General features: G+C 69.9%; 24 protein-coding genes. 17 read left to right on the top strand and 7 right to left on the bottom strand.

Going from position 1 to position 25,413, the window contains the following annotated elements; translation table 11 throughout:
* The first annotated feature begins 115 nt into the window (after positions 1-115).
* Positions 116-2,452, top strand: a complete 2,337-nt coding sequence (locus tag A3G1_RS0129445) for an immune inhibitor A domain-containing protein (RefSeq protein WP_026212654.1) — start codon at positions 116-118, stop codon at positions 2,450-2,452.
* A gap of 170 nt (positions 2,453-2,622) precedes the next feature.
* Here the strand turns inward: A3G1_RS0129445 and A3G1_RS0129440 are convergent, their stop codons facing one another.
* Positions 2,623-2,964: a DUF952 domain-containing protein gene (locus tag A3G1_RS0129440; RefSeq protein ID WP_018353101.1), complete on the bottom strand. Its 342-nt coding sequence runs from the start codon at positions 2,962-2,964 to the stop codon at positions 2,623-2,625.
* A gap of 178 nt (positions 2,965-3,142) precedes the next feature.
* Between A3G1_RS0129440 and A3G1_RS0129435 the strand changes: the two genes are divergently transcribed.
* From A3G1_RS0129435 to A3G1_RS0129420, 4 genes are all read left to right on the top strand, one after another.
* The gene (locus tag A3G1_RS0129435; protein WP_157641483.1) at positions 3,143-3,382 is read left to right on the top strand and encodes a hypothetical protein; all 240 of its coding nucleotides are present in this window, start codon (positions 3,143-3,145) and stop codon (positions 3,380-3,382) included.
* A gap of 191 nt (positions 3,383-3,573) precedes the next feature.
* Complete coding sequence (locus A3G1_RS0129430) at positions 3,574-4,881, top strand: ABC transporter substrate-binding protein (protein ID WP_026212653.1); 1,308 nt, start codon at positions 3,574-3,576, stop codon at positions 4,879-4,881.
* Entirely contained in the window at positions 4,878-6,053 is a 1,176-nt protein-coding gene (locus tag A3G1_RS0129425; protein ID WP_018353098.1) for an ABC transporter permease, read from the top strand. The genes A3G1_RS0129430 and A3G1_RS0129425 overlap by 4 nt, the downstream gene beginning before the upstream one ends.
* Positions 6,050-6,844 carry a carbohydrate ABC transporter permease gene (locus A3G1_RS0129420; RefSeq protein WP_018353097.1) on the top strand — a complete coding sequence of 265 codons (795 nt, stop codon included), beginning with the start codon at positions 6,050-6,052 and terminating at the stop codon, positions 6,842-6,844. The genes A3G1_RS0129425 and A3G1_RS0129420 overlap by 4 nt, the downstream gene beginning before the upstream one ends.
* A 33-nt stretch (positions 6,845-6,877) precedes the next feature.
* Here the strand turns inward: A3G1_RS0129420 and A3G1_RS37415 are convergent, their stop codons facing one another.
* The gene (locus tag A3G1_RS37415) at positions 6,878-7,753 is read right to left on the bottom strand and encodes an EamA family transporter (RefSeq protein ID WP_018353096.1); all 876 of its coding nucleotides are present in this window, start codon (positions 7,751-7,753) and stop codon (positions 6,878-6,880) included.
* A 77-nt stretch (positions 7,754-7,830) separates the two neighbouring features.
* On the opposite strand from A3G1_RS37415, the gene A3G1_RS0129410 reads away from it, so the two are divergent.
* The 3 genes from A3G1_RS0129410 to A3G1_RS0129400 all read left to right on the top strand — a co-directional run bounded on the left by A3G1_RS0129410 (position 7,831) and on the right by A3G1_RS0129400 (position 11,528).
* A complete protein-coding gene (locus A3G1_RS0129410) occupies positions 7,831-8,313 on the top strand; it encodes a MarR family winged helix-turn-helix transcriptional regulator (RefSeq protein WP_018353095.1) in 483 nt (160 codons plus the stop codon).
* A 217-nt stretch (positions 8,314-8,530) separates the two neighbouring features.
* Positions 8,531-11,008, top strand: a complete 2,478-nt coding sequence (locus A3G1_RS0129405; protein ID WP_018353094.1) for a DEAD/DEAH box helicase — start codon at positions 8,531-8,533, stop codon at positions 11,006-11,008.
* A complete protein-coding gene (locus A3G1_RS0129400) occupies positions 11,001-11,528 on the top strand; it encodes a DUF1990 domain-containing protein (protein WP_018353093.1) in 528 nt (175 codons plus the stop codon). Before A3G1_RS0129405 ends, A3G1_RS0129400 begins: the two co-directional genes overlap by 8 nt.
* Here the strand turns inward: A3G1_RS0129400 and A3G1_RS0129395 are convergent.
* Both A3G1_RS0129395 and A3G1_RS40950 read right to left on the bottom strand, forming a co-directional pair.
* The gene (locus A3G1_RS0129395) at positions 11,467-12,777 is read right to left on the bottom strand and encodes a radical SAM/SPASM domain-containing protein (RefSeq protein WP_018353092.1); all 1,311 of its coding nucleotides are present in this window, start codon (positions 12,775-12,777) and stop codon (positions 11,467-11,469) included. The genes A3G1_RS0129400 and A3G1_RS0129395 overlap by 62 nt on opposite strands.
* Positions 12,778-12,797: 20 nt before the next feature.
* Positions 12,798-12,956 carry a hypothetical protein gene (locus A3G1_RS40950; protein ID WP_018353091.1) on the bottom strand — a complete coding sequence of 53 codons (159 nt, stop codon included), beginning with the start codon at positions 12,954-12,956 and terminating at the stop codon, positions 12,798-12,800.
* 153 nt (positions 12,957-13,109) lie between these two features.
* Between A3G1_RS40950 and A3G1_RS0129385 the strand changes: the two genes are divergently transcribed.
* From A3G1_RS0129385 to A3G1_RS39950, 4 genes are all read left to right on the top strand, one after another.
* A complete protein-coding gene (locus tag A3G1_RS0129385; RefSeq protein WP_018353090.1) occupies positions 13,110-13,697 on the top strand; it encodes an ArsR/SmtB family transcription factor in 588 nt (195 codons plus the stop codon).
* Between the two features lie 205 nt (positions 13,698-13,902).
* Complete coding sequence (locus A3G1_RS0129380) at positions 13,903-14,568, top strand: hypothetical protein (RefSeq protein ID WP_157641481.1); 666 nt, start codon at positions 13,903-13,905, stop codon at positions 14,566-14,568.
* Complete coding sequence (locus A3G1_RS37410; RefSeq protein WP_018353088.1) at positions 14,565-15,386, top strand: SDR family oxidoreductase; 822 nt, start codon at positions 14,565-14,567, stop codon at positions 15,384-15,386. The genes A3G1_RS0129380 and A3G1_RS37410 overlap by 4 nt, the downstream gene beginning before the upstream one ends.
* A gap of 337 nt (positions 15,387-15,723) precedes the next feature.
* Entirely contained in the window at positions 15,724-16,224 is a 501-nt protein-coding gene (locus A3G1_RS39950) for an MgtC/SapB family protein (protein WP_245563624.1), read from the top strand.
* On the opposite strand, the gene A3G1_RS41540 is transcribed toward A3G1_RS39950, so the two are convergent.
* The gene (locus tag A3G1_RS41540; RefSeq protein ID WP_018353087.1) at positions 16,163-17,101 is read right to left on the bottom strand and encodes a S41 family peptidase; all 939 of its coding nucleotides are present in this window, start codon (positions 17,099-17,101) and stop codon (positions 16,163-16,165) included. The two genes, A3G1_RS39950 and A3G1_RS41540, sit on opposite strands and share 62 nt — an antisense overlap.
* Before the next feature lie 82 nt (positions 17,102-17,183).
* On the opposite strand from A3G1_RS41540, the gene A3G1_RS0129360 reads away from it, so the two are divergent.
* A complete protein-coding gene (locus tag A3G1_RS0129360; protein WP_018353086.1) occupies positions 17,184-18,149 on the top strand; it encodes an ATP-binding cassette domain-containing protein in 966 nt (321 codons plus the stop codon).
* On the top strand, positions 18,146-18,937 hold the full coding sequence (locus A3G1_RS0129355) for an ABC transporter permease (protein WP_018353085.1): 792 nt from the start codon (positions 18,146-18,148) through the stop codon (positions 18,935-18,937). The genes A3G1_RS0129360 and A3G1_RS0129355 overlap by 4 nt, the downstream gene beginning before the upstream one ends.
* 1 nt (position 18,938) lies before the next feature.
* On the opposite strand, the gene A3G1_RS0129350 is transcribed toward A3G1_RS0129355, so the two are convergent.
* Positions 18,939-22,085, bottom strand: coding sequence for an AfsR/SARP family transcriptional regulator (locus A3G1_RS0129350; RefSeq protein WP_018353084.1), 3,147 nt, complete (start codon positions 22,083-22,085; stop codon positions 18,939-18,941).
* Between the two features lie 84 nt (positions 22,086-22,169).
* On the opposite strand from A3G1_RS0129350, the gene A3G1_RS0129345 reads away from it, so the two are divergent.
* Positions 22,170-23,735 (top strand): BCCT family transporter, encoded by a 1,566-nt coding sequence (locus A3G1_RS0129345; RefSeq protein WP_026212651.1) that lies wholly within the window; start codon positions 22,170-22,172, stop codon positions 23,733-23,735.
* Between the two features lie 56 nt (positions 23,736-23,791).
* Here the strand turns inward: A3G1_RS0129345 and A3G1_RS0129340 are convergent, their stop codons facing one another.
* Complete coding sequence (locus A3G1_RS0129340) at positions 23,792-24,091, bottom strand: toxin-antitoxin system YwqK family antitoxin (protein WP_018353082.1); 300 nt, start codon at positions 24,089-24,091, stop codon at positions 23,792-23,794.
* A 103-nt stretch (positions 24,092-24,194) separates the two neighbouring features.
* Between A3G1_RS0129340 and A3G1_RS42200 the strand changes: the two genes are divergently transcribed.
* Together A3G1_RS42200 and A3G1_RS0129330 are read left to right on the top strand one after the other, a co-directional pair.
* On the top strand, positions 24,195-24,317 hold the full coding sequence (locus tag A3G1_RS42200) for a hypothetical protein (RefSeq protein ID WP_018353081.1): 123 nt from the start codon (positions 24,195-24,197) through the stop codon (positions 24,315-24,317).
* A gap of 73 nt (positions 24,318-24,390) precedes the next feature.
* A complete protein-coding gene (locus A3G1_RS0129330; protein ID WP_018353080.1) occupies positions 24,391-25,239 on the top strand; it encodes a TatD family hydrolase in 849 nt (282 codons plus the stop codon).
* Positions 25,240-25,413 lie beyond the last annotated feature (174 nt).

Genomic DNA, 25,413 nt, shown 5'->3' with positions numbered 1-25,413 from the left:
CAACGGGTCTGGCCGGGGAGGTGTGTCGTGTGTAACATACCACCAACCCTGGCCAGGGCCTGCCTCGCGCAGGTCACGGCCCCTCCCCATCCCCCCAGGTGAGAGGACACCCCGAGTGCGCAGAACAACTGCGGTCGCGGCTGGTCTCGCGGCGCTGCTCGGTGCCGCGGCACTGACAGGACCGGCGATGGCCGGCCCGCCGTCCGCTGAGCAGGCAGCCCCCGCCGAGGCGAAAGACCAGCGGGCGCCCCTCAGCCCGCAGCAGCTCGGACAGCAGGCGCTGCGGCGCAAGGCCATCGAGCAGCTCACCTCCGGCACCCCGGCGGCCGCCCAGCGCGGCTTCGCGAAGAGCGGCGGCCGGGCCGTGCAGGTCGGCAACAGCTACGTCGAGGTCGCACAGGAGCGCAAGGACCAGATCTTCGTGGTCCTCGCCGAGTTCGGCGACAAGATCGACAACACCACCATGCACAACGGCGAGGTCAAGTACGGCGGCGCGCCCGGGCCGCTGCACAACGCGATTCCCGACCCCGCGACGCAGAACGACAACCACACGCTGTGGCGGTCCGACTTCGACCGGGCGTACTACCAGGACATCTACTTCAACCAGTCGAAGGGCGCGAACTCGCTGCGCAACTTCTACCGGGTGCAGTCCTCCGGCCGGTACGACATGGACGGCCAGGTCTCCGACTGGGTGAAGGTGCCGTACAACGAGGCGCGTTACGGCTCAGACCGCTGTTCCGACGGCGGGATCTGCTGGTCCAACTGGGATCTGGTGCGCGACTCGGCCAACGCCTGGTACGAGCGCGAGGTCGCCAAGGGCCGCAGCACCGCGGAGATCAAGGCCGAGCTGGCCAAGTTCGACGTGTGGGACCGTTACGACTTCGACAACGACGGCAACTTCGACGAGCCCGACGGCTACCTCGACCACTACCAGGTCATCCACGCAGGCGTGGACCAGACCTGGGGCGGCGGCGCCCAGGGCAACGACGCCGTGTGGGCGCACCGGTACTTCGCGTACTGGCCGTCCAAGGGTGAGGCCGGCCCGTCCGGCAACAAGAACGGCGGCACCCAGATCGGCGACACCGGCATCTGGGTCGGCGACTACCTGACCGCCGGCGAGAACAGCGGCATCGGCCTGATCGCCCACGAGTTCGGCCACGACCTCGGCCTGCCCGACCTCTACGCGAGCGAGGGCGAGAACTCGGTCAGCTTCTGGTCGCTGATGTCCTCCGCCTCGTACCTGTCCAAGGAGAACGGCCAGACCGGCGAGTTCCCCGGCGACCTCGACGCGTGGAGCAAGCTCCAGCTCGGCTGGCTGAACTACGAGAAGGCCAAGGCCGGCACGGAGTCAGAGCACGTGCTGGGCGTGTCCTCGTACAACACGGACAAGAAGCAGGCCGTGATGGTCGAGCTGCCGCCACGGCAGGTCACCACGGAACTGGCCGACCCGTTCCAGGGCGCGAAGCAGTGGTGGTCCGGCCGGGGTGACTACCTCGACGAGACGCTGACCCGTGAGCTGGACCTGGCCGGGGCCAGCACGGCCCGGGTCAACGCGAAGAGCCAGTTCTGGATCGAGGAGGACTACGACTACCTCTACGCCGAGGCCTCCACAGACAACGGCAAGACCTGGAAGAGCGTCGGCGGCACGATCAACGGTGCTCCGATCCCGGCGGTCAACGGCCGCCCGGGGCTGACCGGCCGGTCGTCCGGCTGGGCTGACGTGTCGTACAACCTGGACAGTGTCGCCGGTGGCAAGGCGCTGTTCCGGTTCCGCTACGTCACGGACACCAACACCGCCGAGAACGGTTTCCTGGTCGACGCGATCAGCGTGACGGCCGACGGCAACGTCGTGTTCAGCGACGACGCCGAGAACGGGGACAACGGCTGGGCCGCTCAGGGCTTCTCGCTGGCCGGCAAGACCGGTTCGAAGGCGCACGCCCGCTCGTACCTCGTGGAGAACCGCCGCTACGCGGGCTACGGCGCGTTCCTCCAGACCGGCCCGTACAACTTCGGCTGGTCCGGGGTCGAGGGCAAGTCGAAGCTGGTGGAGCACTACCCCTACCAGGACGGCGTGCTGATCTGGCTCTGGGACAGCTACTACACCGACAACAACACCAAGCAGCACCTCGGTGCGGGCATGATCCTGCCGATCGACGCCCGGGCCGGCGCCCTGAAGTTCGCTGACGGCTCGCTCGTCAACATGCGGGCTCAGCCGCTGGACGCCACGTTCGGCCTGAAGTACACGGACTCGATCACCCTCCACAAGGGCGGTGTCGCGACGGTGCTGAAGAAGCAGCCTCCGGTCAAGGCGTTCAACGACAAGACCGGCGTCTACTTCGACCCCGCGATCCCGCAGCTCGGGGTCAAGGTGCCGGCCACCGGCACGAAGATCGAGGTCGTGAAGGAACACGCTCAGGGCCGCGAGACCACCATCCGGGTCTCCGCAGCCTGAGTGGCATGACGAGCCTGCCGGGCGCGCGACCCCGGGCAGGCGGCAAGGCCGGGTCCGGCTCCCACCAGGCGGGCCCGGCGCACTCCCCGCACCGGTGATCCTTTCCGGTACCGGGGAACAGAGCCCCGCGAAGCCTCCGTTCGCGGGGCTTTGTGCTGCTCAGAACCCGGTTACTCCGGCAGGTTGGACCGGTCGGGGAGCACGACGCGGACCTCGGTGACCGCGCTGATCGGGACCGGCCCGTAGATGTGCGGGAACTTCTCGGCCCGGCCGCGCGCCGCCGGCTCCGGCACCACGGGTACCTCGAGCCGGAACGTGTCGATCACCAGGAGCAGCAGCTCGGTGACGTCGGAGTAGTACCGGTCGGCCACGCCGCGTACCTGGTCGGCGTAGGAGGCGTGGATGTAGCCCTCTTCCGCGAGCGTGGTCGCCCGGGTGGACATCGTGTACTCGCCGGCGGCCACGGCCGCGTCCCAGGTGCCCTGCTCAGTCAGGTGGTAGATCTCCGCCATAGCTCGCAACGTACCGGAGGGGCGGCGGCCAGGCGATCAATCCGGCGGGATGTCCGGCAGACAAGGCACATGTCATTCATGCGTCCCGATGTTCCCCGGAGGCGGTCCGCGGACAGAGGATGACGGGGCAAGGCTTTCCCACCACCTGGACCATCACCCGGAAAGGACGTGCACACCCATGCTCCGACGTGCCTTGTTCACCACTCTCGTGGCCGGCAGCCTGTTCCTCGCGGCCGCGCCGCCGGCCCAGGCGATCCCGATTCCACCGGAGCGCCACTTCAAGCTGATCACGTACTTCACGACGTCGGCCAAGACCCAGATGACCGGGCAGTTCTGGCAGTACGGCGACTGCGGGTCGCACGCGTGGGACTGGGGTTACAAGACGGCGTACTACAACGTGTACTACACGGCCTGCTGATATCCGCTGACATAACCGCTGGCTTACCGGGCCGGGCTCAGTCCGGCCCGGTAAGCCGCATTTTCGGGCATACCATCCACTGAGCACGGATGTTCGCAAGATTTGCGCATGCGTTCCAGGTAACACGAAAGAAATTCTGGGCGATAATCCGGGAGTACTCGAACGGCTCAGTCCAAACAGGAGGAAGCCTGATGAGAGCTCTCTTACGTATCGCGGCCGCCAGTGTGCTGGTGCTCAGCACCGGGGCCGCGGCCGGCTGCTCGGCCAAGGACAGCGCCGACGGCGACGGATCACTCAAGGGTCAGACGATCGAGGTCGCCGCCGTGTGGTCGGGCGACGAGCAGACGAAGTTCTTCAAGGTGCTCGACACCTTCGCGAAGAAGACCGGCGCGACCGTGTCCTACAGTTCCACCGGCAACGACATCGCCGCCGTGCTCGGCAGCAAGATCTCGGGCGGGAAGCCACCGGACATCGCGGTGCTCCCCCAGCCCGGCCTGCTCACCGACCTGGCCAAGCGCGGCAGCCTCAAGCCGGTCAGCTCCGGTACCAAGACCGCAGTGGAGAAGAACTACGCGCCGATCTGGAAACAGCTCGGCACCGGAGCCGACGGCCAGCTGTACGGCGTGTGGCTGAAAGCGGCCAACAAGAGCCTGGTCTGGTACCGGCCGGACAGCTTCACCGCCGCCGGCGTCCAGCCACCGTCCACCTGGGACGACTTCACCAAGAACCTGAAGACGCTGTCGGAGGCCGGCACTCCCCCGCTGTCGGTGGGTGGCGGTGACGGCTGGGTGCTGACCGACTGGTTCGAGAACGTCTACCTCCGGGTCGCCGGAGCCCAGATGTACGACAAGCTCGCCAGGCACGAGATCCCCTTCACCGACCCGACGGTCGTCGAGACGCTCCGGCTGCTCGGTGAGCTGTGGGGCGCGCCCGGCATGATCCCGGGTGGCCCGGCCGCAGCGCTCCAGGTGAAGTTCGAGCAGTCGGTGACGCAGGTGTTCGGCGACACGCCCAAGGCGTCCGTCGTGTACGAGGGTGACTTCGTCGCGACGAACATCCAGAAGGAGACCCGGGCGAAGGTCGGCGAGACGGCCAAGTTCTTCGACTTCCCGTCGATCAAGGGTTCCAAGCCCTCGGTGGTCGGCGGCGGGGACGTCGCCGTAGCGCTGAAGGACTCCAAGGGCGGGCAGGCGCTGCTCGAATGGCTGGCTGGCCCCGAGGCCGCCGGGATCTGGGCCAAGCAGGGCGGGTTCCTGTCCCCGAACAGGAACCTCGACACCAGCACGTACCCGGACGCGACGACGAAGGCGCTCGGCGTGGCCATCATCAAGGCTGGCGACGAGTTCCGCTTCGACATGTCCGACCTGGCACCGAGCGCGTTCGGCGGCACGCCGGGCAGCGGGGAGTGGAAGATCCTCCAGGAGTTCCTGGCGAATCCGTCCGACGTGGCTGGGACGGCGGCGAAACTGGAGGCTGCCGCCGCGAGTGCCTACAAGTGAAGCGGGCGGCCGTCTTCTGCGGGCCGGCCCTGGTACTGCTGGCAGCGCTGGTGGTGTACCCCATCGGGTACACGATCGTGCGGAGCCTGTTCGGCGGCGACGGTGAGAGTTTCGTCGGCCTGGCCAACTACCAGGAGATCTTCACCTCGCCCGAGACGCTGACCGCGCTGCGCAACAACGCGGTCTGGGTGGTACTCGCGCCCAGCCTGGTCACGATCGCCGGCCTATTCTTCGCGGTGCTCACGGACCGGATCCGCTGGGCGTCCGCCGTCAAGGTGGTCATCTTCCTGCCGATGGCGATCTCGTTCCTGGCCGCTGGTGTCACCTGGCGGATGGTGTACGAGGCTGATCCCGACCGTGGCATCGCCAACGCCGCCATCGTCACGGTGCACGACGCGTTCGCGGACCGTCCGCCCTACCCTGGCGCGCGGCTGCGTTCCACTGAGGACACAGCCGGGAGGTTCGCGGTCGTTGGCGTGCCGGCTCCGGCTGACGGCGTGCAGGCCACCGAGGGCGGAAGCGGCGTGGTCTGGCTCGACTTCGCCCCGGGCGGCGGCGGGCGTCCCGGCGTGATCGACCCGGGCGAGAAGGGCCTGCCCGGCGTCAGGGTCGAGGCGGTCCGGGACGGCAAGGTGGTCGCGGAGACGACGACCGGGCCGGACGGCAGGTACACGCTGCCCGCCGGGGACCACACGATCCGCTTGCCGGACAGCAACTTCGCCCAGCCCTTCAACGGCGTCGACTGGCTCGGGCCGTCCGTGGTGACTCCGGCGATCATCGGCGCGTACGTCTGGATCTGGGCCGGCTTCGCGATGGTCCTGATCAGTGCCGGGCTGGCCGGGATCCCCCGGGAGACCCTGGAAGCGGCCAGGATCGACGGGGCCTCCGAGTGGCAGGTGCTGCGCAGGGTGACCATTCCCCAGCTGAGACCGGTGCTGGTCGTGGTCTGGGTGACGATGGTGATCAACGTGCTCAAGGTGTTCGACCTCGTGCTGGTCCTGGCACCCGAGGCGGTGCAGGCCGACGCGAACGTGGTCGCGCTCCAGATGTGGCGGGTGTCGTTCGGCGGGGCCAGGGATCTCGGGCTGGGCTCGGCGCTCGGCGTGCTGCTGTTCCTGCTCGTCCTGCCCGCGATGCTGTTCAACCTTCGGCGGCTGAGGAGAGAAGGATGAAACGGGCTCTCGTCGTCCTCGTCGGGCTGCTGTGGCTGACCCCGGCGGCCGGGCTGCTGGTGTCGAGCCTGCGGCCGGCCCGCGCGGTGAACTCCTCCGGCTGGTGGACCTTCGGGGAGCTGACCTTCGACGGGTACGCCAAGCTGCTGTCCGACGACCGGATGCTCGGGGCGCTGTGGAACACGGTACTGATCACCGTGCCGTCCACTGTGCTCGTCGTGGTGCTCGGGGCGATGGCCGCCTACGCCTTCGCCTGGGGCCGCTTCCCCGGCCGCGACTGGCTGTTCCTGGTCGTGGTCGCGCTGATCGTCGTACCCGTGCAGGTCGCGCTGATCCCGGACGCCGAGCTGCTCGGCAACCTGGGCCTGTTCGGCTCGATCCCGGGCGTCGTGCTGTTCCACGTGGCCTTCGGGCTGCCGTTCGCGATCTTCCTGCTCCGCAACTTCTTCGTCGCCATCCCGCGCGAGCTGCTGGAGGCCGCCCGGATCGACGGCGGCTCGGACGGCACGATCTTCCGGAAGGTGATCCTGCCGCTCGGCTGGCCAGCCATCGCCTCGCTGGCCATCTTCCAGTTCCTCTGGGTGTGGAACGACCTGCTCGTCGCGCTGGTGTTCGCCAGCCCGGACTCGGCTCCGATCACCTACGCGATCCGCGAGCAGACCCGGTCGTTCTCGTCCAACATCGACGTGATCGCGCCGGGGGCGTTCCTGTCGATGCTCGTGCCGCTGGCGGTCTTCTTCGCCTTCCAGCGGTACTTCGTCCAGGGCCTGATGGCCGGCTCCGTGAAGTGATCACGTGAGCCGGCCATCGCGCCGTGCTTCCTGCTACCTGACGAGCGCCGGCTCCCGTACCTCGGCCACGGGTGCCTTGCGGGCCGGGGCCATCGCGCCCCAGACCACCGAGCCGATCACCAGCGCGGCGCCGAGCAGCTGCCAGCCGGTCAGGGCCTGGCCGAGCACCACCCAGCCGAGTACGGCGGCCACGACCGGGCTCATCAGGCCGAGCATGGACACCCGGGCCGGGGCCAGTTTCGCCACCCCGCGGAACCACAGGGCGTAGGAGAGCATCGCGCCGAAGACGACCAGGTAGCCGTAGCCGGCCAGGTTCTTCCCGTTCAGCTCGCCCGGCAGCCCCTCGACCGCGAGGGTCAGCGGCAGCAGGAGCGCCCCGCCGATCGCGAGCTGCCAGCCGGTCAGCGCGAGCAGCCCTGCTTGAGGCGCACCCCACTTGCGGCCCAGCACCGTACCGAGAGCCATGACCACGGTCCCGGCGGCTCCGGCGGCGAGCCCGAGGGTGTCGAGGACGGCCGTGGCGCGCAGGACGACCAGCGCGACGCCGATCAGGCCGAACACGCTCGCGATCAGGGTGCGGGGCGCGGGGGCGAGCCGCAGCAGCGGGTAGCTCAGGGCTGCCACCACGAAGGGGCCGAGCGCGGCGACGATGGCGCCGACGCCGCCGGGCAGCCGGTACGCGGTGATGAAGATCAGCGGCTGGAAGGCCGCGATGTTCAGGACGGCCAGCACGGCCGACTTCCACCACCAGGACCCGGCAGGGAGCTTACGGGTGAACAGGATGAACAGCAGCCCGGCCGGGAGGCAGCGGATCGTGGCGGCCAGCAGCGGGCGGTCGGCCGGCAGGAGTTCCGTGGTGATCAGGTAGGTCGAGCCCCAGATCATCGGGGCCAGTGCGGTGAGCAGCATGGCGGGCTCCGGTAGTATCTCAACGTTGAAGTAATGCGCTGACTTTAACGTTGAAAGGTTCAACATTGAAAGACCATGTGGACTTGATCACTGACCAGTGGCGGACGGAACGTCCCGAACTGGACCCCACGCCGATCGGGGTGATCGGCCGGATGGGCCGGCTCAGCGCGCTGCTCGACAAGGAGCTCAAGACCTTCTTCGCCGCGCACGACCTGGAGACCTGGGAGTTCGACGTGCTGGCCACGCTGCGGCGCTTCGGCGAGCCGTACGAGATGAGCATGGGCGCGCTGTTCGGCAACATGATGGTCACCTCCGGCGCGATCACCAACCGTGTCGACCGGATGGCGGCCCGCGGACTGGTCGAGCGGTGCGCCGACCCGGGCGACCGGCGGTCCGTGCGGGTCAAGCTCACACCGGAGGGGCTGCGCCGCGTCGAGGCGGTGGTCGGCCTCCACCTGGACAACGAGCGCCGCCTGCTCGCCCCGCTCAGCGAAGACGAACACGACCAGCTGGCCGTCCTGCTCAAACGGCTACTACTCTCCCTGGGCGATCACGCCTAGCCACGCATCAGCCGTTCCACCCCGGCACAGGTACAAAATCACGATCTTGATCTTGCTTTGGATCTTGACCTTGACCTGACCTGAGGTGGCCCGCTGAGTGCGGGGCTGGCAAGCATTCCGGACGCCCGCATACCGGTGTTGTATGCGGGTCCGGAATGCGCAGTCCAGCGTCGCACTCAGCGGGTCGGCACTACCGTGTGGCACGATCGGGGGCACTATGAGTCTCACCGATCAGATCCCGCGTGACGCCAGCCCCGACGCACTGTTCGACGCCTTCTCGGCCTGGACGGAGGGCCAGGGCCTCAGCCTGTACCCGGCCCAGCAGGAGGCGCTGATCGAGATCGTCTCCGGCGCGAACGTCATCCTGAGCACCCCGACCGGCTCTGGCAAGTCGATGGTGGCGATCGGCGCGCACTTCGCGGCCCTGGCCTCCGACCGGACCACGTTCTACACCGCGCCGATCAAGGCGCTCGTGTCGGAGAAGTTCTTCGCGTTGTGCCAGGTCTTCGGCCCGGAGAACGTCGGCATGCTCACCGGAGACGCCTCGGTGAACGCCGACGCGCCCGTGATCTGCTGCACCGCGGAGATCCTGGCGAACCTGGCCCTGCGGGAGGGCAGGGACGCCGACGTCGGCCAGGTGGTCATGGACGAGTTCCATTTCTACGCCGAGCCCGACCGGGGCTGGGCCTGGCAGGTGCCGATCGTCGAGCTGCCGCAGGCCCAGTTCGTGCTGATGTCGGCGACGCTCGGCGACACGACCCGGTTCGTGGCCGACCTGACCCGCCGGACCGGCCGGGACACGTCGGTGGTCGCCTCCGGCGAGCGCCCGGTACCGCTGCTGCACTCCTACGTGACGACGCCGCTGCACGAGACGATCGAGGAGCTGCTGAGCACCAAGCAGGCTCCCGTGTACATCGTGCACTTCACGCAGGCCGCCGCCCTTGAGCAGGCCAGCGCGCTGATGAGCATCAACATGTGTACCCGGGCGGAGAAGGACGCCATCGCCGACCTGATCGGCGGCTTCCGGTTCTCGTCGAGCTTCGGCAAGACCCTGTCCCGGCTCGTCCGGCATGGGATCGGCGTGCACCACGCCGGCATGCTGCCCAAGTACCGGCGGCTGGTCGAGCTGCTGGCGCAGGCCGGGCTGCTCAAGGTGATCTGCGGGACGGACACGCTCGGCGTCGGCATCAACCTGCCGATCCGTACCGTGCTGTTCACCGGGCTCAACAAGTTCGACGGGCAGCGGATGCGGCTGCTCAAGGCCCGCGAGTTCCACCAGATCGCCGGCCGGGCCGGGCGGGCCGGTTTCGACACGCTGGGCACGGTGATCGTGCAGGCACCCGAGCACGTCGTCGAGAACGAGAAGGCCGTCGCCAAGGCCGCCGGCGACCCGAAGAAGCTGCGGAAACTGGTGAAGAAGAAGCCGCCGGAGGGCTTCGTCGGCTGGGGCCAGCCGACCTTCGAGCGCCTCGTCGGGGCCGATCCGGAGCCGCTGACCTCGTCCTTCCACGTCAGCCACTCGATGGTCCTGAACGTCGTCGAGCGCGGTGGTGACGTCTTCGCCAGCATGCGGCACCTGCTCACCGACAACCACGAGTCCCCGGCTGCCCAGCGCGCGCACATCCGCCGGGCCATCGCGATCTACCGGGCGCTGCGCACCGCCGGGATCGTCCAGCAGGACGAGAACGGGCAGATCAAGCTCACCGAGGACCTCCAGCTCGGCTTCGCGCTCAACCAGCCGCTGTCCCCGTTCGCGGTGGCGGCGACCGAGCTGCTGTCCGCCGAGGACCCCAGCTACGCGCTCGACGTGGTGTCCATCATCGAGTCCGTCCTGGAGGACCCGCGCCAGATCCTCTACGCCCAGCAGAACAAGGCCAAGGGCGAGGCTGTCATGCAGATGAAGGCCGACGGCATCGAGTACGAGGAGCGGATGGCGCTCCTGGAGAACATCACGCACCCGCGGCCGCTGGCCGAGCTGCTCGAAGCCGCGTTCGACTCGTACCGCAAGAGCCACCCGTGGGTCGCCGACCAGCGCCTGTCGCCCAAGTCGGTCGTCCGCGAGATGTACGAGCAGGGCATGACCTTCGGCGAGTACGTCTCCTACTACAACCTGGCCCGCTCGGAGGGCCTGGTCCTGAGGTACCTGGCCGACGCGTACCGCGCGCTGCGCCAGACCGTGCCGGAGGACGCGAAGACCGAGGAGATCCACGACATCGTCGAGTGGCTCGGCGAGCTGGTCCGCCAGGTCGACTCCAGCCTGCTCGACGAGTGGGAGCAGCTGCGCAACCCTGGCGAGGAGGACACCGGCCGCCCGCCGGTGGACAGCACGCCGCCGGCCGTGACCCGCAACGTCCGCGCCTTCCGGGTGCTGGTCCGCAACGCGCTGTTCCGCCGGGTGGAGCTGGCGGCGCGCAGCCGGTACCAGGAGCTGATGGATCTCGACCAGGGCTTCGACTGGCGCACGGCGATGGAGGAGTACTTCGACGAGCACGACACGCTCGGTACCGGCCCCGACGCACGCGGCCCGGCCCTGCTGATGATCACTCAGGAGAAGGAACGCTGGCTCGTCCGGCAGATCTTCGACGATCCCGAGGGCGACCACGACTGGGGGATCAGCGCAGAGGTCGACCTGGCAGCCTCCGACGAGGCTGGCGAGGCCGTCATCGAGATCACCGCCGTCAACCGTCTTGGCTGACCTCACGTACCCCGAGGCCGGCGGCACGGCTCGTCCTGCGCTGCCGGCCGGGTACAGCCATCTGCGCGTCCGGACGAACCTCGGGCATGTCCGGCTCGCCGGCGCCGCAGAGGCGCTGTTCACGTGGCGGATGCACCGCGCCATCCCGGTCGGCGTCACCACCACGGCCCCGCGCGCCGTACCGGGAGCCGAGCTGACCGTCCACCTCGGACCGATCTCGGCTCCGTGCCGCGTCGTGTGGACGGTCGAGGAGGAGAGCCGGGCCGGCTGGGCGTACGGCACGCTGCCCGGCCATCCCGAGCGGGGCGAGGAGGCGTTCTGGCTGGAGGAGGCCGGCGACGGGCAGGTGTGGCTCACGGTCATCGCGTTCAGCCAGCCAGCGGCCTGGTACGCGAGAATGGTGAAGCCGGTCGTGCCGCTGTTCCAGAATCTCTACGCCCGGCGCTGCGGGGTTGTCCTCAGGAGACTGGCTCGCAGCCGGCCGCACGGGCGAACAGGTCCAGCCGGCCGGCCACGTTGAGTTTCAGCGGCGGGCACGGCGGCTTGCCCTCCCGCCACAGCTTCGGGCACGCGCCCCCGCACAGCGGCAGGATGCGGCAGTCCCGGCACCCGGTCTCGCCGCCGTCCAGCGCGTCGTACCAGTCGTCGAACTCGCCTTCCGGCCGCAACTCCCCCGCCGCCAGCACAGGCAGCGACGACACCGCCCGATCCTCGAAGCCGGGCACGAGCGGCTGTTCCGTGCAGGAGTAGACCCGGCCGTCCGGCGAGACGACCTCGGAATGCCGCGTGACAGCCACGCACGGCACCTGAACGGGCCTGATCGGCACCAGAGCGCACGTAAGGCCGTTCCGGTGGTAGGCGGCCAGCCAGTCCAGCTCGATCGCAGCCATCCGTTCGGCGGCGAGCCGCACCGCGCTCACGTCATTGCCCCACGAATGAATGGGCGCCGGATAGAAACTCACCTTGGGATGCGCGAGCCCCGACTCGGCCATAGCGGCGGCGAATTCTCCGGACAGGTGCGCATTGTGCTCGCCGACGTTCGTCCTGATGCGCCATTGTGGACACTCATCGCGAACAGACTGCGCGATCAGCCGCACAATGTGCCGGAAAGAGCCAGACCCATTCTTGAGTACCCGGCTCGCGTCGTGCTCGGCCTCCGGCCCGTCCACGGTCACCTCGATGGTGCCGACCCGGCAGGCACCGTGCAGTTCCGCGAGCTTGCGCTCGTCGAGCAGCGCGCCATTCGTCACGATGTACCCCGAGTAGCCGACCCCGGCCTCGTCCGCCGCCGCGATGAACCGGCGCGACAGGTCCCGGATGATCGCGTACCCCATCAGGGGCTCCCCGCCGAACCACCGCACGTGGACGTCGTCGTACCGTCCACTCCGGATCGCCGCCGTCACCCGGGCAACCAGCGCGTCCCGGTGTCCCGCCGAGGTGACACCGCGACGGTGCTCCTGCCCGCAGTACGAGCAGGCCATGTTGCAGTAGCTCGTGGGCATGATGACGAAGCCCCGCGTACGCCGCCCGGCAGCAGCGGCCACCCGGCCCGCCTCGATCACGCCAGCCGCCTCGTCCGTACCCTCGGGCACGAGCAGGCCCGCCGACAGCAGCGCCTGCTCGTCGGCGGGATGGAGGGCCGCACCGGACCCCGACAGGCGGGCGGCGGTGGCGGGATCAGCCAGGTACACCTTGGCCGTGGTGGCGTGCAGCACCGGCTGGACCAGCCGGCCGGACGGATGCCGGTAGACGATCCGGCCGACTGTCACGTATCGGCTGGGCCTCAGGGCTAGCGCTCCTGGCAGCCGGCGTTCTGGACACCCTCGCCGAAGTCGAGCATCGGCTGGACCACGGTGGTCACATCCTCGAGGAACATCCTGGTGACATGCTCGCCAGCCTGGGTAACGTGCTCCAGCACCTGGGCGACTAGCAAAGCGTCGACGATCACCTTGACTCCTGCATCACTTGACCCCTGCCCCTGGACTTGACGCTTAATGTTGTTTAAACGCGTAGTGGGTGTCAAGCGTTTGATATTCTTCACCTCCCTAAATAGTGCGCAACGGATGGGGTCGCAGGAATGGAGCCAATTCCCTCCAGGCGAGTGGTCCAGGATGTCGGCACGCTCAAGGCGCTGGCCGATCCGATCCGGCTGACCGTCCTGGAGCTGACCATGTCCGACCACCGTCGGTCGTGGACAGCCAAGGAGCTGGCCAGCGCCGTCCGGGTTCCCCCGACGAAGATCTACTACCACCTGAACACGCTGGAGCAGCACGGCTTGCTCGAGGTGCGCACCACGCGCGTGATCAACGGGATCATCGAGAAGCACTACGGGGCCGGCCAGAAGATGCTCAGCTACGAGAGCGGCCCAGGTCCGTCCGGGGGCATGGACGAGCTGATCGCCGCCATGATCGACCAGGTGCGCGACAACATCGTGGCCGGCATCCGCTCCGGGGAGATCGTCGCGGCCCGGGATGCGCCGGACGAGACCCGGGTGATCGTCAGCCACGCGATCTCGAGCGTCCCCCCAGCCCAGGCCGGCGAGTTCCGCCGGCGGCTGCTGGAGCTGGTCGAGGAGTTCCACGACGGCAACGACCCAGCCAATCCGTCCTACCAGCTCCTGATCGCACTGCACCCGGTGGCCAGTGCGCCGAACGGCTCGGGTAAGCCCGCCGAGCTTGACGAGCAGTAGTCGTTCAAATTATTTTGAACGGAGTGCCCCTGGCACTGGTGGCAACGAGATCCCGCCGGGGTCATCCCGGCTCCCTTCCCGGGATGAGCGCGACGGGGTCCAGGGACCTTGCCGCTGGTCACCAGGGGCACCACACTGTCCGGCCACGGTGGACACCGATCGGCCACCTTCTCTTTAAGCTTTCCTTTCAGTACCCTGCCGAGGCATGAGACTCCGTCGGGCCACAGTGGTCGCCATCACAGCCCTCGCCGCGTCCGGGTGCATCGGCCCGGCTCAGCCGAGCGCGGCGCCGTCCAAGCCGCCGGCCACCCTCAACGCCGCGCAGCGCGCCACCACCGAGCTGTGCACGAAGGCCCTGGAGCCGCTGTCGGCCGCGATCGGCTCCCCCGGCCCGGCCGCCAGTACGCATCAGGTGATCCCGGTGCTCTCCGGGGCCGACACGCTGACCGGGGTGTCCTGTGTGGACGCGCTCGCGCTTCCGCCCGGCGAGTCCGGGCAGAGCTCGAAGCACGCCGCGATCGTCGAGACGTACGTGCAGCCGGTCACCGGTGCCGTCCGGGCCGACGCGCTGTACAAGGCGTTCTACGGGCTGTGCAGGGCCGGGCGCGAGGACCTTCCGCAGCCTCTCGACGGCCATGACGCGCCGTCCACGACAACGGCTGGGCTGTCCTTCTACGACTGGCCGCAGTCCGCGACGCCGATGCACCTGCCGCGCTGTTACTTCTACCGCTCCAGCAAGGTACTGCTGCACGTGAAGGTGACCGTGCTCTACCCGAAGCCGGTCAACCCGCAGGCCGCCGATCTCAAACGTTCCTCGGACAGCTCCGACACGTACGCCCGGCGGCTCGTAGAGCTAGCATCGTCGATATGACGAGCGCTCCGGCCGTACTGATCACTGGTTGTTCCACCGGCATCGGCCACGCCACCGCCGCGCGGCTGGCCGCGTCGGGCAGGTGGCAGGTCTGGGCCACGGCCCGCAACCCGGAGACCCTGGCCGGGCTGGCCGAGGCCGGGGCCATCACCCGCAGGCTCGACACGACCGACGAGGCTTCCATGACCGCCGTCGCCGAGGAGATCGGCGAGGTGCACGCCCTGGTCAACAACGCGGGCTACGGCGAGTACGGGCCGGTGGAGGAGCTGCCGGCCGACTCGCTGCGCCGGTGCTTCGAGACCAATGTGGTCGGCCCGACCCGGCTGTGCCAGCTCGTCCTGCCCGGCATGCGGGCGCGCGGCGAGGGGCGGATCGTGTTCGTCGGCTCGATCGGCGGGATGTTCACGATGCCGGCCGCCGCCGGGTACCACCTGACGAAGTACGCGCTGGAGTCCCTCGCCGACGGCCTGCGTTTCGAGGTGGCGCCGTTCGGGGTGCACGTCAGCCTGATCCAGCCCGGCCTGGTCCGGACGGAGTTCGGCGACACCGCTGTGGCCGCGATGAAGCGCAACTGCGACATGGACGGCCCGTACGCGGACCTGACCGGCGGGGTGGCCGCCCTCTTCGGGGCCGTGTTCCGCAACCCGGAGCTGGGCGTCAGCGCCGACGACGTCGCCGAGCGGATCGAGGCGGCGCTGCTGGCCGGCGAGCCGCCGACCCGTGAGGTCGTCGCCGACGACCGGACCCTGCTGGACCTGCGGTCCTCACTGGACGATCGCGGGTTCGACGCCGTGCTCCGGCAGATGCAGCAGGGCTGACGTTCCCAGGTACCGGCAAACGGGTCTTGACGGCGGGGGCTCGACGATATTGACTGCTCCCGTCGATTTCTCAGCCACGGGGGCTTGCGTGAATGTTCGACCGATGCCCGCTGCCCTCCGGCCGTGATCGCCTTGTGCCCCGGCCCGGTTGGCGCGTCAACCGGGCCGGCCCATCCTGCTGTGTGGTGTTCCACAGTGCTGCGCGGGCATCATCGGGTACGGTGAGAAATCCATAGTTTTGTGTAAGAAACGGCCTGAGGAGGTGGGCAGTCATGGGCAGCAGTAGCAGTCGCGGCACCGTGTCCAGACCCGCCAGATCCTTGCGAGGGGGCCGTTCATGCAGACTTTCGTTACTTTTCTTCACGTATTCGCCGCCGCTGTCCTAGGCGCCGTCATCGGCCTGGAGCGCCAGTGGCGGGCCAGCATCGCCGGCATCCGGACCAACAGCCTGGTCGCCACCGGCTCGGCCATGTTCGTGCTGCTCGGCAGTGTCGCGCTGGGCGGGCCGACCCGGGATCCGACCCGGGTGGCCGCTCAGATCGTGTCCGGCATCGGCTTCCTCGGCGCCGGGGTGATCCTCCGCGATGGACTGAAGATCCGCGGGCTGAACACGGCGGCGACGCTGTGGTGCGCCGCCGCCGTGGGTGCGCTGGCCGGCACCGGCCAGTTCGGGCTGGCGCTGGCCGGGGCAGGCGTCGTGGTCGCGACCAACCTGGTCCTGCGGCCGGTCGGCCAGATCGTCGGCCGGGCCTCGGAGCGCCCGCGCCGGCCCCTGATCAGGAAGCGCCGGCGGCAGCGCGTGCTTCCTCCCGCACAGACTCCGCCGTCGCGGTCGTGACGACGTGCTCCAGGCATTTCTGGTACGCCAGGTCGAGGGCCTGGTCAGCCGGCACGGCGATGTCGGGGTGCACGCCGGTGCCCTCCCAGTTCGTACCGGTCACCGGGTTGATCGAGCGCGCCGTCGGCACGGTGATCTCGAAGGTCGGCGTGATCGGGAAGGCGTCGGTCGGGTGTGCCCCGCCCTTGGTCACCTCGCCGATCAGCGTCGCCCGCTTCTGCGCCTGCAGGTTGTAGGCGAACTCCTCGCCGGCCGAGAAGGTGAACGAGCTGGTCAGCACGTACACCGGCTTGCCGACGTAGCGCGCGACCGGCAGGTGCGGGAGGGTCCAGTACTGGCGGGTCAGGCCGGTACCGGCGTCGAAGATGTCGTTGAGGTGGGTCTCGGCGTCGGGGAAGAGGAAACTGTTCCAGTACTGGACGCCTTCCGGGGATCCGCCGCGGTTCTTCCGGAGGTCGAAGATCAGGGCGTCGGTGTGCCGGACCAGTTCCATCGCGGCCGCGAAGGCCGGGGCAGCCACGACCGGGTCGGCGATGCCGCGCAGGTCGATCAGGCCCACGTTGCCGGCCAGCCGCTCCACCCGGTGGATGCGGTAGTTGTCGATCCGGGTGTGCTCGTGCCACAGCGCCGTCGCCTCGGCCTCGGTCATGGCCTCCTGGAGGTCCTCCTCGCGGGTCCGGACGCGCAGGTGCTTGTCAGCGCACAGGTCGTAGAGCTGGCTGGTTAGTCGTTCACCCAGCTCGTCCTCTGTCAGCCCGTCGTACTCGCCTGCGTCCAGCCGGGCGCTGATCGCCGCTGCGGCTGCTGCCGCCTTGTCGGGAAAGATGTACTTGGTCCGGAGGAATTCGAGCGCTCCGGTCACGAGTTCGCGGGTCATGGCAGCCACGGTAGAGCCGATGTCAGCGACCTGTCAGCCGAATAACCCGGGTCTGTCAGCCGGGCGCCGCACGCTTCCCGGCATGACCTACGCGATCGAAGCACAGGGCCTCGTCAAGCGGTACGGGGACACGACGGCGCTGAACGGTGTGGACCTGGCCATCCAGGCCGGGACGGTGTTCGGGCTGCTCGGCCCGAACGGGGCAGGCAAGACGACGGCCGTCCGCATCCTGGGCACACTGCTGCGGCCGGACGCCGGGCGGGCGGTGGTCGGCGGGTACGACGTCGTGCGCCAGGCACACCAGGTCCGGCAGCTCATCGGGCTCACCGGCCAGTACGCCTCGGTGGACGAGGCGCTGACCGGCCTGGAGAACCTGATCCTGATCGGACGGCTGCTCGGCATGTCCCGGGCCGGGGCGCGTGCCCGGGCCACGGAGCTGCTGCGCGGCTTCCGGCTCGACGACGCGGCGGGAAAGCCAGCCAAGGCGTACTCCGGTGGCATGCGCCGCCGCCTCGACCTGGCCGCGAGCCTCGTCGGCCGCCCCGAACTGCTCTACCTGGACGAGCCGACCACCGGCCTCGACCCGCGCAGCCGTAACGAGATGTGGGACATCGTCCGCGAACTCGTCGCCGGCGGCGTGACGGTGCTGCTCACCACGCAGTACCTGGAGGAGGCCGACCAGCTGGCCGGCTCGCTCGCCGTGATCGACCACGGCCGGGTGATCGCCGATGGCTCGCCGGCCGAGCTGAAAGCCAGGACGGGCGCGCAGATCCTCAGTGTCCGGCCGGCCGATCCCGCCGGCGTACCGGTGGCACTGGCCGTGGTCGCGGAGCTGACCGGCGGGGTTCCGGAGGCGGCAGGCGGGACGGTCACCGTTCCCGTGTCCGACCCGGCCCTGATGCCAGCCATCGTCGCCCGGCTCGACCTCTCCGGGATCACCGTCGCCGAGCTGGCACTGCGCAGCGCCAGCCTCGACGAGGTCTTCCTCTCCCTCACCGGCCAGCGCGCCACCCCCGGCGCCCTCGTACCAGAAAAGAGCGCAGCATGACCGCCGCGACCTTCAGCCCCCGGGTGAGCCCGATCGCCGGCCTCCGGCACAGCATGACCCTGGCCTGGCGCACCCTCGTGCAGATCAAGCACAACCCGGCGGAGCTGATCGACTTCAGCATCCAGCCGATCATGTTCCTGGTGCTGTTCACCTACGTGTTCGGCGGGGCGATCTCCGGGAACACCGGCGACTACCTGACCTTCGCGCTGCCGGGCATCATCGTGCAGAACGCGCTGTTCGCCACGCTGAACACCGGCATGGGGCTCAGCACCGACCTGCAGAAGGGCGTCTTCGACCGGCTGCGCTCGCTGCCGATCGCGCGGTTCGCCCCGCTGGCCGGGCGGATCGTCTCCGACATCGTCAAGCAGTCCTGGGCGCTGGCACTGCTGCTGGGGCTGGGCGTGGTGCTGGGCTTCCGGATCGGTACCGACGTGCCGAGCGCGATCAGCGGCTACCTGCTCGTCCTCGTGTGCTCGCTCGGCTTCTCCTGGCTGGCCGTGCTGGTCGGCATGCTCGCGGCCAACCCGGAGAAGGTACAGATCTTCGGCTTCGTCGTCATGTTCCCGCTGACCTTCACCAGCAACGCCTTCGTGCCCACGGCCACCATGCCCGGCTGGCTCCAGGCCTGGGCGAAGGTCAACCCGGTGACCATCCTCGCCGACGCGGTCCGGGGGCTGTGGGTGACAGGCGGCGGCAGCGGCCCGGCCCTCCAGTCCCTGCTGTGGGCAGCAGCGCTGACCGCCGTGTTCGCCCCGCTGGCTGTCCGGGCATTCAAGCGCCGGACCTGAGCTACCTCGTCTTCGGCTTGCGGCCGTCGGTTCCCTGGGTGAGATCGTCGAGCGTGGTCGCGAGGCCACGCTCGAACGCTTGCCGGTACTCGCACTCGCCGAGCGCGTCCAGTGCGGCGGCTTCGAGTGGGGGAGCGTCCACAAGGGAGTGGTCGCGGGTGCCGGGTACGCCGATCGCCGAGCCCAGCAGGTACGCGGCCTCGGCGGGCTGGCCGGCCTTGAGGCACAGGGCCGCCCGCGTGACGAGGGTGTGCGCGACCACCGGGGCGTCCATCGAGCCCAGGGCCTTGTCGTAGGCCTCGCCGGCCAGCTCCCCGGCGAGGTTCACGTCACCGGCAGCCAGGGCCAGGAGCGCCCTCGCGTTGAGCATCAGCGCGTGGACCTGCGAGGAACCGATGCCCTGGAGGCAGGCCCGCGCCCGGTCGAGCAGGACGAGCGCGCGCTGCGGGTCGCCGGCCTGCCGGGCGACCTCGGCGCGGAGGTACTCGACGATCCCGGGCACCTCACCGGTCACCCGGTGCCTGGTGGCCTCGGCGGCCTCGGCGAAGCGCTGCTCGGCCACGCCGGGCTCACCGAGCAGCCAGTGGAGGTGACCGATCCTCGCCAGCAGCTGCGGCACGTCCTCGGTGTGCCCGAGCTCGCGGATGAGCACCAGCGCGTCCGCGTAGTACCCGGCGGCGGCCGCGAAGTCACCAGCCCGGGTCGTCAGGTCCGCCAGGCTGCTGAGCGTCAGCGACATCCCCCACCGGTCACCCACCGAACGGAACCCGGCCAGCGCGGCCTCGCAGTGGCCGATGACGTCCACTGTGCGCAGCCCGAGGTTGAGGGCAGCGCAGGAGTAGATGACGTGACCGGAGGCCCGTACCCACGGATCGGGGTCCTCCTGGAGCGCGAGGACACCGGCCACCGACGGGCCTGACGCCGCGGTCTCGAACAACTCGAAGATCGGCCGGATCAGTTTGAGCTGCCGGTGGCCCGGGTGCTCGGGGACAGCGGCAGCTGCGGTGCGCAGCAGCTGGTACGCGGTCGCGATGTCCTCGTGGCCCTCGGCCAGGTTCAGGGCCGCCATGCCCAGCGCCAGCGCCTCGCTCTCCCGGTCAGCCTGCTCCCCCGGCATGGCCAGCGCCTCGCGTGCCAGCTCGGCGCCCTCCGCTCGGTGGCTGCGCAGCCACCAGTACGAGCCGAGCGCAGCCGCCAGCCGCACGGCCGTCACCCGGTCACCGGCCGCGATGGCCTGCCGGAGCGCGCGGTGCAGGTTGTCGTGGTCGTCGTCCATGACGGACAGCCAGCTGACCTGCTCGGCGCTGCGCATGTGCGAGTCGGCTTCCAGGGCCAGGTCCAGGAAGTACGCGGCGTGCCGGGCGCGGGCCGTCTCGGCCTGGCCAGCCTCGGCGAGCCGTTCGATGCCGTAGGCGCGGATCGTCTCCAGCATCCGGTACCGGCCGCCGGCCATGACGATCAGCGACTTGTCGACCAGCGCCGCGAGCAGGTCCGGCCCGGCCCCGCACACCGCCTCGACGGCTGCCAGGTCCGCCCCGCCCGCGAACACCGCGAACTGCCGCCACAGGTCCCGCTCGGGCTCGTCGAGCAGCTCCCAGCTCCAGTCGACGACGGCGCGCAGGGTCTGGTGCCGGGGCAGCGCGACCCGGCTCCCGCCGGTCAGCAGCCGGAACCGATCGCCCAGCCGCTCGGCGACCTGCTCCGGGCTCAGCGCACGGAACCGGGCGGCGGCCAGCTCGATCGCCAGCGGCTGCCCGTCGAGCGCCCGGCAGATCTCCACCACGGCCGAGACGTTCGACGCGTCCAGCGTGAAGCCTGGCTGGACGGCGGCCGCTCGCTCGGCCAGCAGCCGCACGGCCGAGTAGCCGAGCGCCTCACTGACGTCCACTTCGGACGATGGCAGGCCCAGCGGCCCGACCGGCCACAGGCTCTCCCCGAGGATGCCCAGCGGCTCCCGGCTGGTGGTGAGGATGCGCAGCTTCGGGCAGGCGCCGAGCAGCCGGTCGGCCAGCTTGGCTGCCCCGTCGATGAGGTGCTCGCAGTTGTCGAGCACGAGCAGCAGCTCCCGGTCGGCGATGCTGGACTCCAGGCGGCTGGCCGCGTCGGCGTGCTCCTGGCCCCACCGGCTGAACAGGCTGTGCTCGCGCACCCCGAGCGTGCTGAGCACCGTGGACGGCAGCTCGGCCGGGTCGGTCACCGGCGCGAACTCCGCCACCCACACCCCGTCGGGCAGCGCGGGCAGCGCACGCCGGGCGGCCTCGGTGGCCAGCCGGGTCTTGCCGGCGCCGCCAGGACCGGTCAGCGTCACCAGCCGGGTACTGGCCAGCAGCCCGCCGACCCGGGCCAGCTCGTCGGCCCGGCCCACGAAGCTGGTCAGCCCGGCCCGCAGGTTGGTACGGCTCACCTTCGGCTCGGCGCGCAGGATCTCCAGGTACAGTGCCGACAGTTCCGGCGACGGGTCCGCGCCGAGCGTGCCGGCCAGCGCCGAGCGGACCTGCTCGTACGCGGCGAGGGCTTCGCTGGACCGGCCGCACTGGTACAGCGCGCGGATGAGCTGGCAGGCCAGCGGCTCGTGCAGCGGGTGCTCGGCCGCGAGGCCTTCGAGTTCCGGTACGAGGTCTCCGGCCCGGCCGAGCGCCAGGTCCGCGTCGATCCGGAGGTGCAGTGCCGTCAGGCGGCGCTCGCGGAGCCGGGCAGCGAGCCCAGCACCGAAGCCGTGGCCGGAGTCCGCGCCGGGCAGGCCGGCCAGCGCTGGGCCACGCCACAGCGCCAGGGCCTCGCGGAGGGTACGGGCGGCGGCGGCCGGGTCGGCTGCCAGCTCGGCGCGCCCGGCCGCGAGGAGCCGGTCGAACTGGCCGATGTCGGTGGCGGCGTGCGTGATGGCGAGCCGGTAGCCGGTCGGCTCGGCGCGGATCTCCAGCCCCGGTACGGCACGGCGCAGCCGGGAAACAAGGGCCTGGAGGGCGTTGGCCGGGTCGGCCGGCAGGTCGTCGCCCCAGACGGCTCCGGTGAGCGCGCCCAGCCCGACGACGCGGCCGGGCTCGGTGGCCAGGGCGATCAGCAGTGCCCGCAGCCGGGCGCCGCCTAGGGGCACCGGCGTACCGTCCTCGGTGGTCAGTTCGAGGGGTCCGAGCATCGCGATCTGCACGTCACCGATTGTGCCTCGCGGCTGCCGGGCGTGGCCCGGTGCGGATTGACGGCCCTGGGGTGGCCGGCCCAGTACGGTGACCGCATGGTGGAAAAGCCCAGTATTGACCGGATTGTCGTCGGGGTCTCGATGACCGTGGTGCTGGCCGTGGTCGCCTGGGGAGCGCTGTCCAGCGACACGCTCAACGACGTGTCCGGCTCGGCGCTGCGCTGGTGCATCTCGACGTTCGGCTGGCTGTTCGTGGTGGCGGCCGACGCGTTCCTGGTGCTGGCCGTGCTGCTGGCCGTCAGCAGGTACGGGAAGATCCCGCTGGGGAAGGACACCGACGAGCCCGAGTTCAGCACGCTGGCCTGGGTCGCGATGATGTTCTCCGCCGGCATGGGCATCGGCCTGATGTTCTACGCCGTGGCCGAGCCGCTGTCGCACTACGCGAGCCCGCCGCCAGCCAGCGGCGCTGCCCCGCTGACCGGGCCTGCGGCTGACGCCGCCATGCGGTACACCTTGTTTCACTGGTGTTTGCACCCCTGGGCCATCTACGCGGTCACTGGCCTCGCCCTGGCTTATGCGACCTTCCGCAAGGGACGCGGCAACCGGGTGAGCGCCGCGTTCACGCCGCTGCTCGGCGACCGGGCCGACCGGGGGCCAGGGCGGGCCATCGACCTGATCGCGATCTTCGCGACCGTGTTCGGCTCGGCCACCAGCCTGGGGCTCGGCGCGCTCCAGGTCGCGGCCGGGCTGAACATCGTGGCCGGCGTCCAGGACTCCACCACCCTGGAGCTGGTGATCATCGGTTCACTCACCGCGGCCTTCGTGGTCTCGGCCTTCTCCGGTGTACACAAGGGAGTGAAGTGGCTCTCGACGGCGAACGTCGGCCTCGCCGTCGTGCTGGCTGCCTTCGTGTTCCTGGCCGGCCCGACCGTGTACATCCTCGACGTGCTGCCGGCCTCCGCCGGGTCATACCTGGACGACCTGCTGCGGATGTCGACCCGGACCGGGGCGTTCTCCGACCCGTCCTGGCTGTCCGGCTGGACGATCTTCTACTGGGCGTGGTGGATCTCGTGGGCCCCGTTCGTCGGTACCTTCATCGCCCGCATCTCCCGGGGCCGCACCGTCCGGCAGTTCCTGATCGGCGTGCTGCTCGTGCCGAGCGGAGCCAGCCTCGTGTGGTTCTCCATCATGGGCGGATCGGCGCTGCGGCTCCAGGCCCAGGGCACGGCCGACCTGGTCTCCGAGACGAAGAAGGGCGCTGAACAGGCACTGTTCAGCCTGCTCGGCGCGCTGCCGCTCGGGACGATCACCTCGGTCATCGCGATGGTGCTCGTCGCGCTCTACTTCATCACCGGAGCGGACTCCGCGTCCCTGGTACTCGGCTCACTCAGCAGCCGGGGATCGCTGCGACCGCCCAGCGCGCTCGTGGTGGCCTGGGGCATCCTGATCGGCTCCGTCGCGGCGGTACTCCTGCTCGCCGGCGGACTCGAAGCCCTCAAGCAGGCGACCATCCTCGTGGCGCTGCCCTTCGTACTCGTGATGCTGGCCCTGTGCGTCGCGCTGCTACGTGAACTGCGCGAGGACCCGATGGCCGCCAAGGGCGCCCGCCGGACCAAGGCACACGGGCTGCCGGACGCCGTGCGGGCGACGGTCGGCGACTGAGCGGCCGGCCGCACGGTTCTCCGCCGGGTCGCGGCGGAGAACCGTGCGATCCGGATCTAGTTCACGTGATCCCTGGTGAGCCGGAGTTCGTCCAGCCTGGCGTGCTCCGGGTCGCCGGGTTCGAGCTCCCACCGCTTGCGGATCGAGCCGTCCTCGGCGAAGTGCAGGGCGAAGACGAGGATGCCGTACTCGTGGTACTCCTCGCTGATCGACCGGCCCTGCTCGTCGTACTCGCAGTCCGGCCCGTGGAGCAGGCCGTCACGGAACCAGCGTTCCCGCTTCATCGTCCCGTTGATGTGCCAGGTCCTCTCCGGACCGTCCTGCACAGTAGCCGCGCTGATGTCCTGGTCACTCATGAGCAACCGCCCTCCCGTGGTTGTACTGCCGCAGTACACACGTGTGATCTCGCAGAAAGGTTTCGGTTGACTTTCCGCAGTGCCCGCTCGTTACGATGCGGCGGTGTTCGCCATGATGCTCGCAGACAAAGCGTGGGACGACATTCCGCTGGTCAAGCTCGCCGGGCTGGGCCTGGGGCTCGCCATCATGTGGCTGGCCATCCGGAGCATCTTCGGCAAGAAGTAGAACCCCGCACGGGCGCGGGACGTAGCCGGTACTTCACCTGGCGTGCTGGGCATTTCGGGGCCTAGGGTAGGTGATGCGCATTTTCGACCCGCACCTGCACGCGTCCGCCCGGACCACCGACGACTACGAGGCCCTGCATGCCGTCGGTGTGCGCGCCCTCGTCGAGCCGGCCTCCTGGCTCGGCCAGCCCCGGACGTCGGCGGCGTCCATCGCCGACCACTTCGGAGCGCTGCTCGGCTGGGAACCCTTCCGGGCCAGCCAGTACGGCATCGCCCACCACTGCGCGCTCGGCCTCAACCCCCGCGAGGCCAACCATCCCGGCTGCGCGGAGATCCTCGCCGAGCTGCCCGGGTACCTGGGCCAGGAGCGGGTCGTGGCGGTCGGCGAGGTCGGCTACGACGCGATGACCCCCGCAGAGGACGCCGCGCTGGCCGAGCAGGTGGCGCTGGCCAGGGAGCTGGGGCTGCCGGTGCTGGTCCACCCGCCGCACCGTGACCGGCTGACCGGGCTGCGCCGGGCGCTGGACGTGGCCGCCGAGTCGGGCATCGCTCCCGAGTGGCTGGTGCTGCACCACGTGGACGAGGTCACGGCCCCGCTCGCGGCTTCGTCGGGCGGCTGGCTCTGCTACACCGTCTACCCGGACGCCAAGACCGACCGCCTGATCGCGATGCTCAGGGAGTACGGCACCGAGCGCGCCATGATCGGGTCGGCGGCCGACTGGGGCCGCAGCGACCCGCTGCTCACCCGGGCGACGGGCGAGGCGATGCTGGCGGCCGGCTTCGGCCCCGCCGAGGTCGAGCAGGTGCTCTGGCACAACCCGGTCGCCTGTTACGGCAGGTCGGGGCGGCTCCGGCTGGAGCTGGGCGAGCCCGGCGACTTCCACGCCGGCAACTCGATCCGCCGGGGCTCGGCCCCCCGCTGACAGCCGCTGTTGGCCCGCTGCCGGCCGGGGCCGGCAAGAGCACGCTGCTCGCGATCCTGTCCGGTACCGAGCGCCCCGACGCTGGCCGGGCTGTGGTCGGCGGATGCGACGCGCTCGCTGCCCGGCCGCCGGTACTGCTGGCGAACAGAGGCCGCCGCGACCAGTGAGCTGGTC

The sequence above is a fragment of the Longispora albida DSM 44784 genome, assembly GCF_000379825.1.
GTDB classification, from domain to species: Bacteria; Actinomycetota; Actinomycetes; order Mycobacteriales; family Micromonosporaceae; genus Longispora; species Longispora albida.
This window is presented reverse-complemented; position numbering and strand designations above follow the sequence as displayed.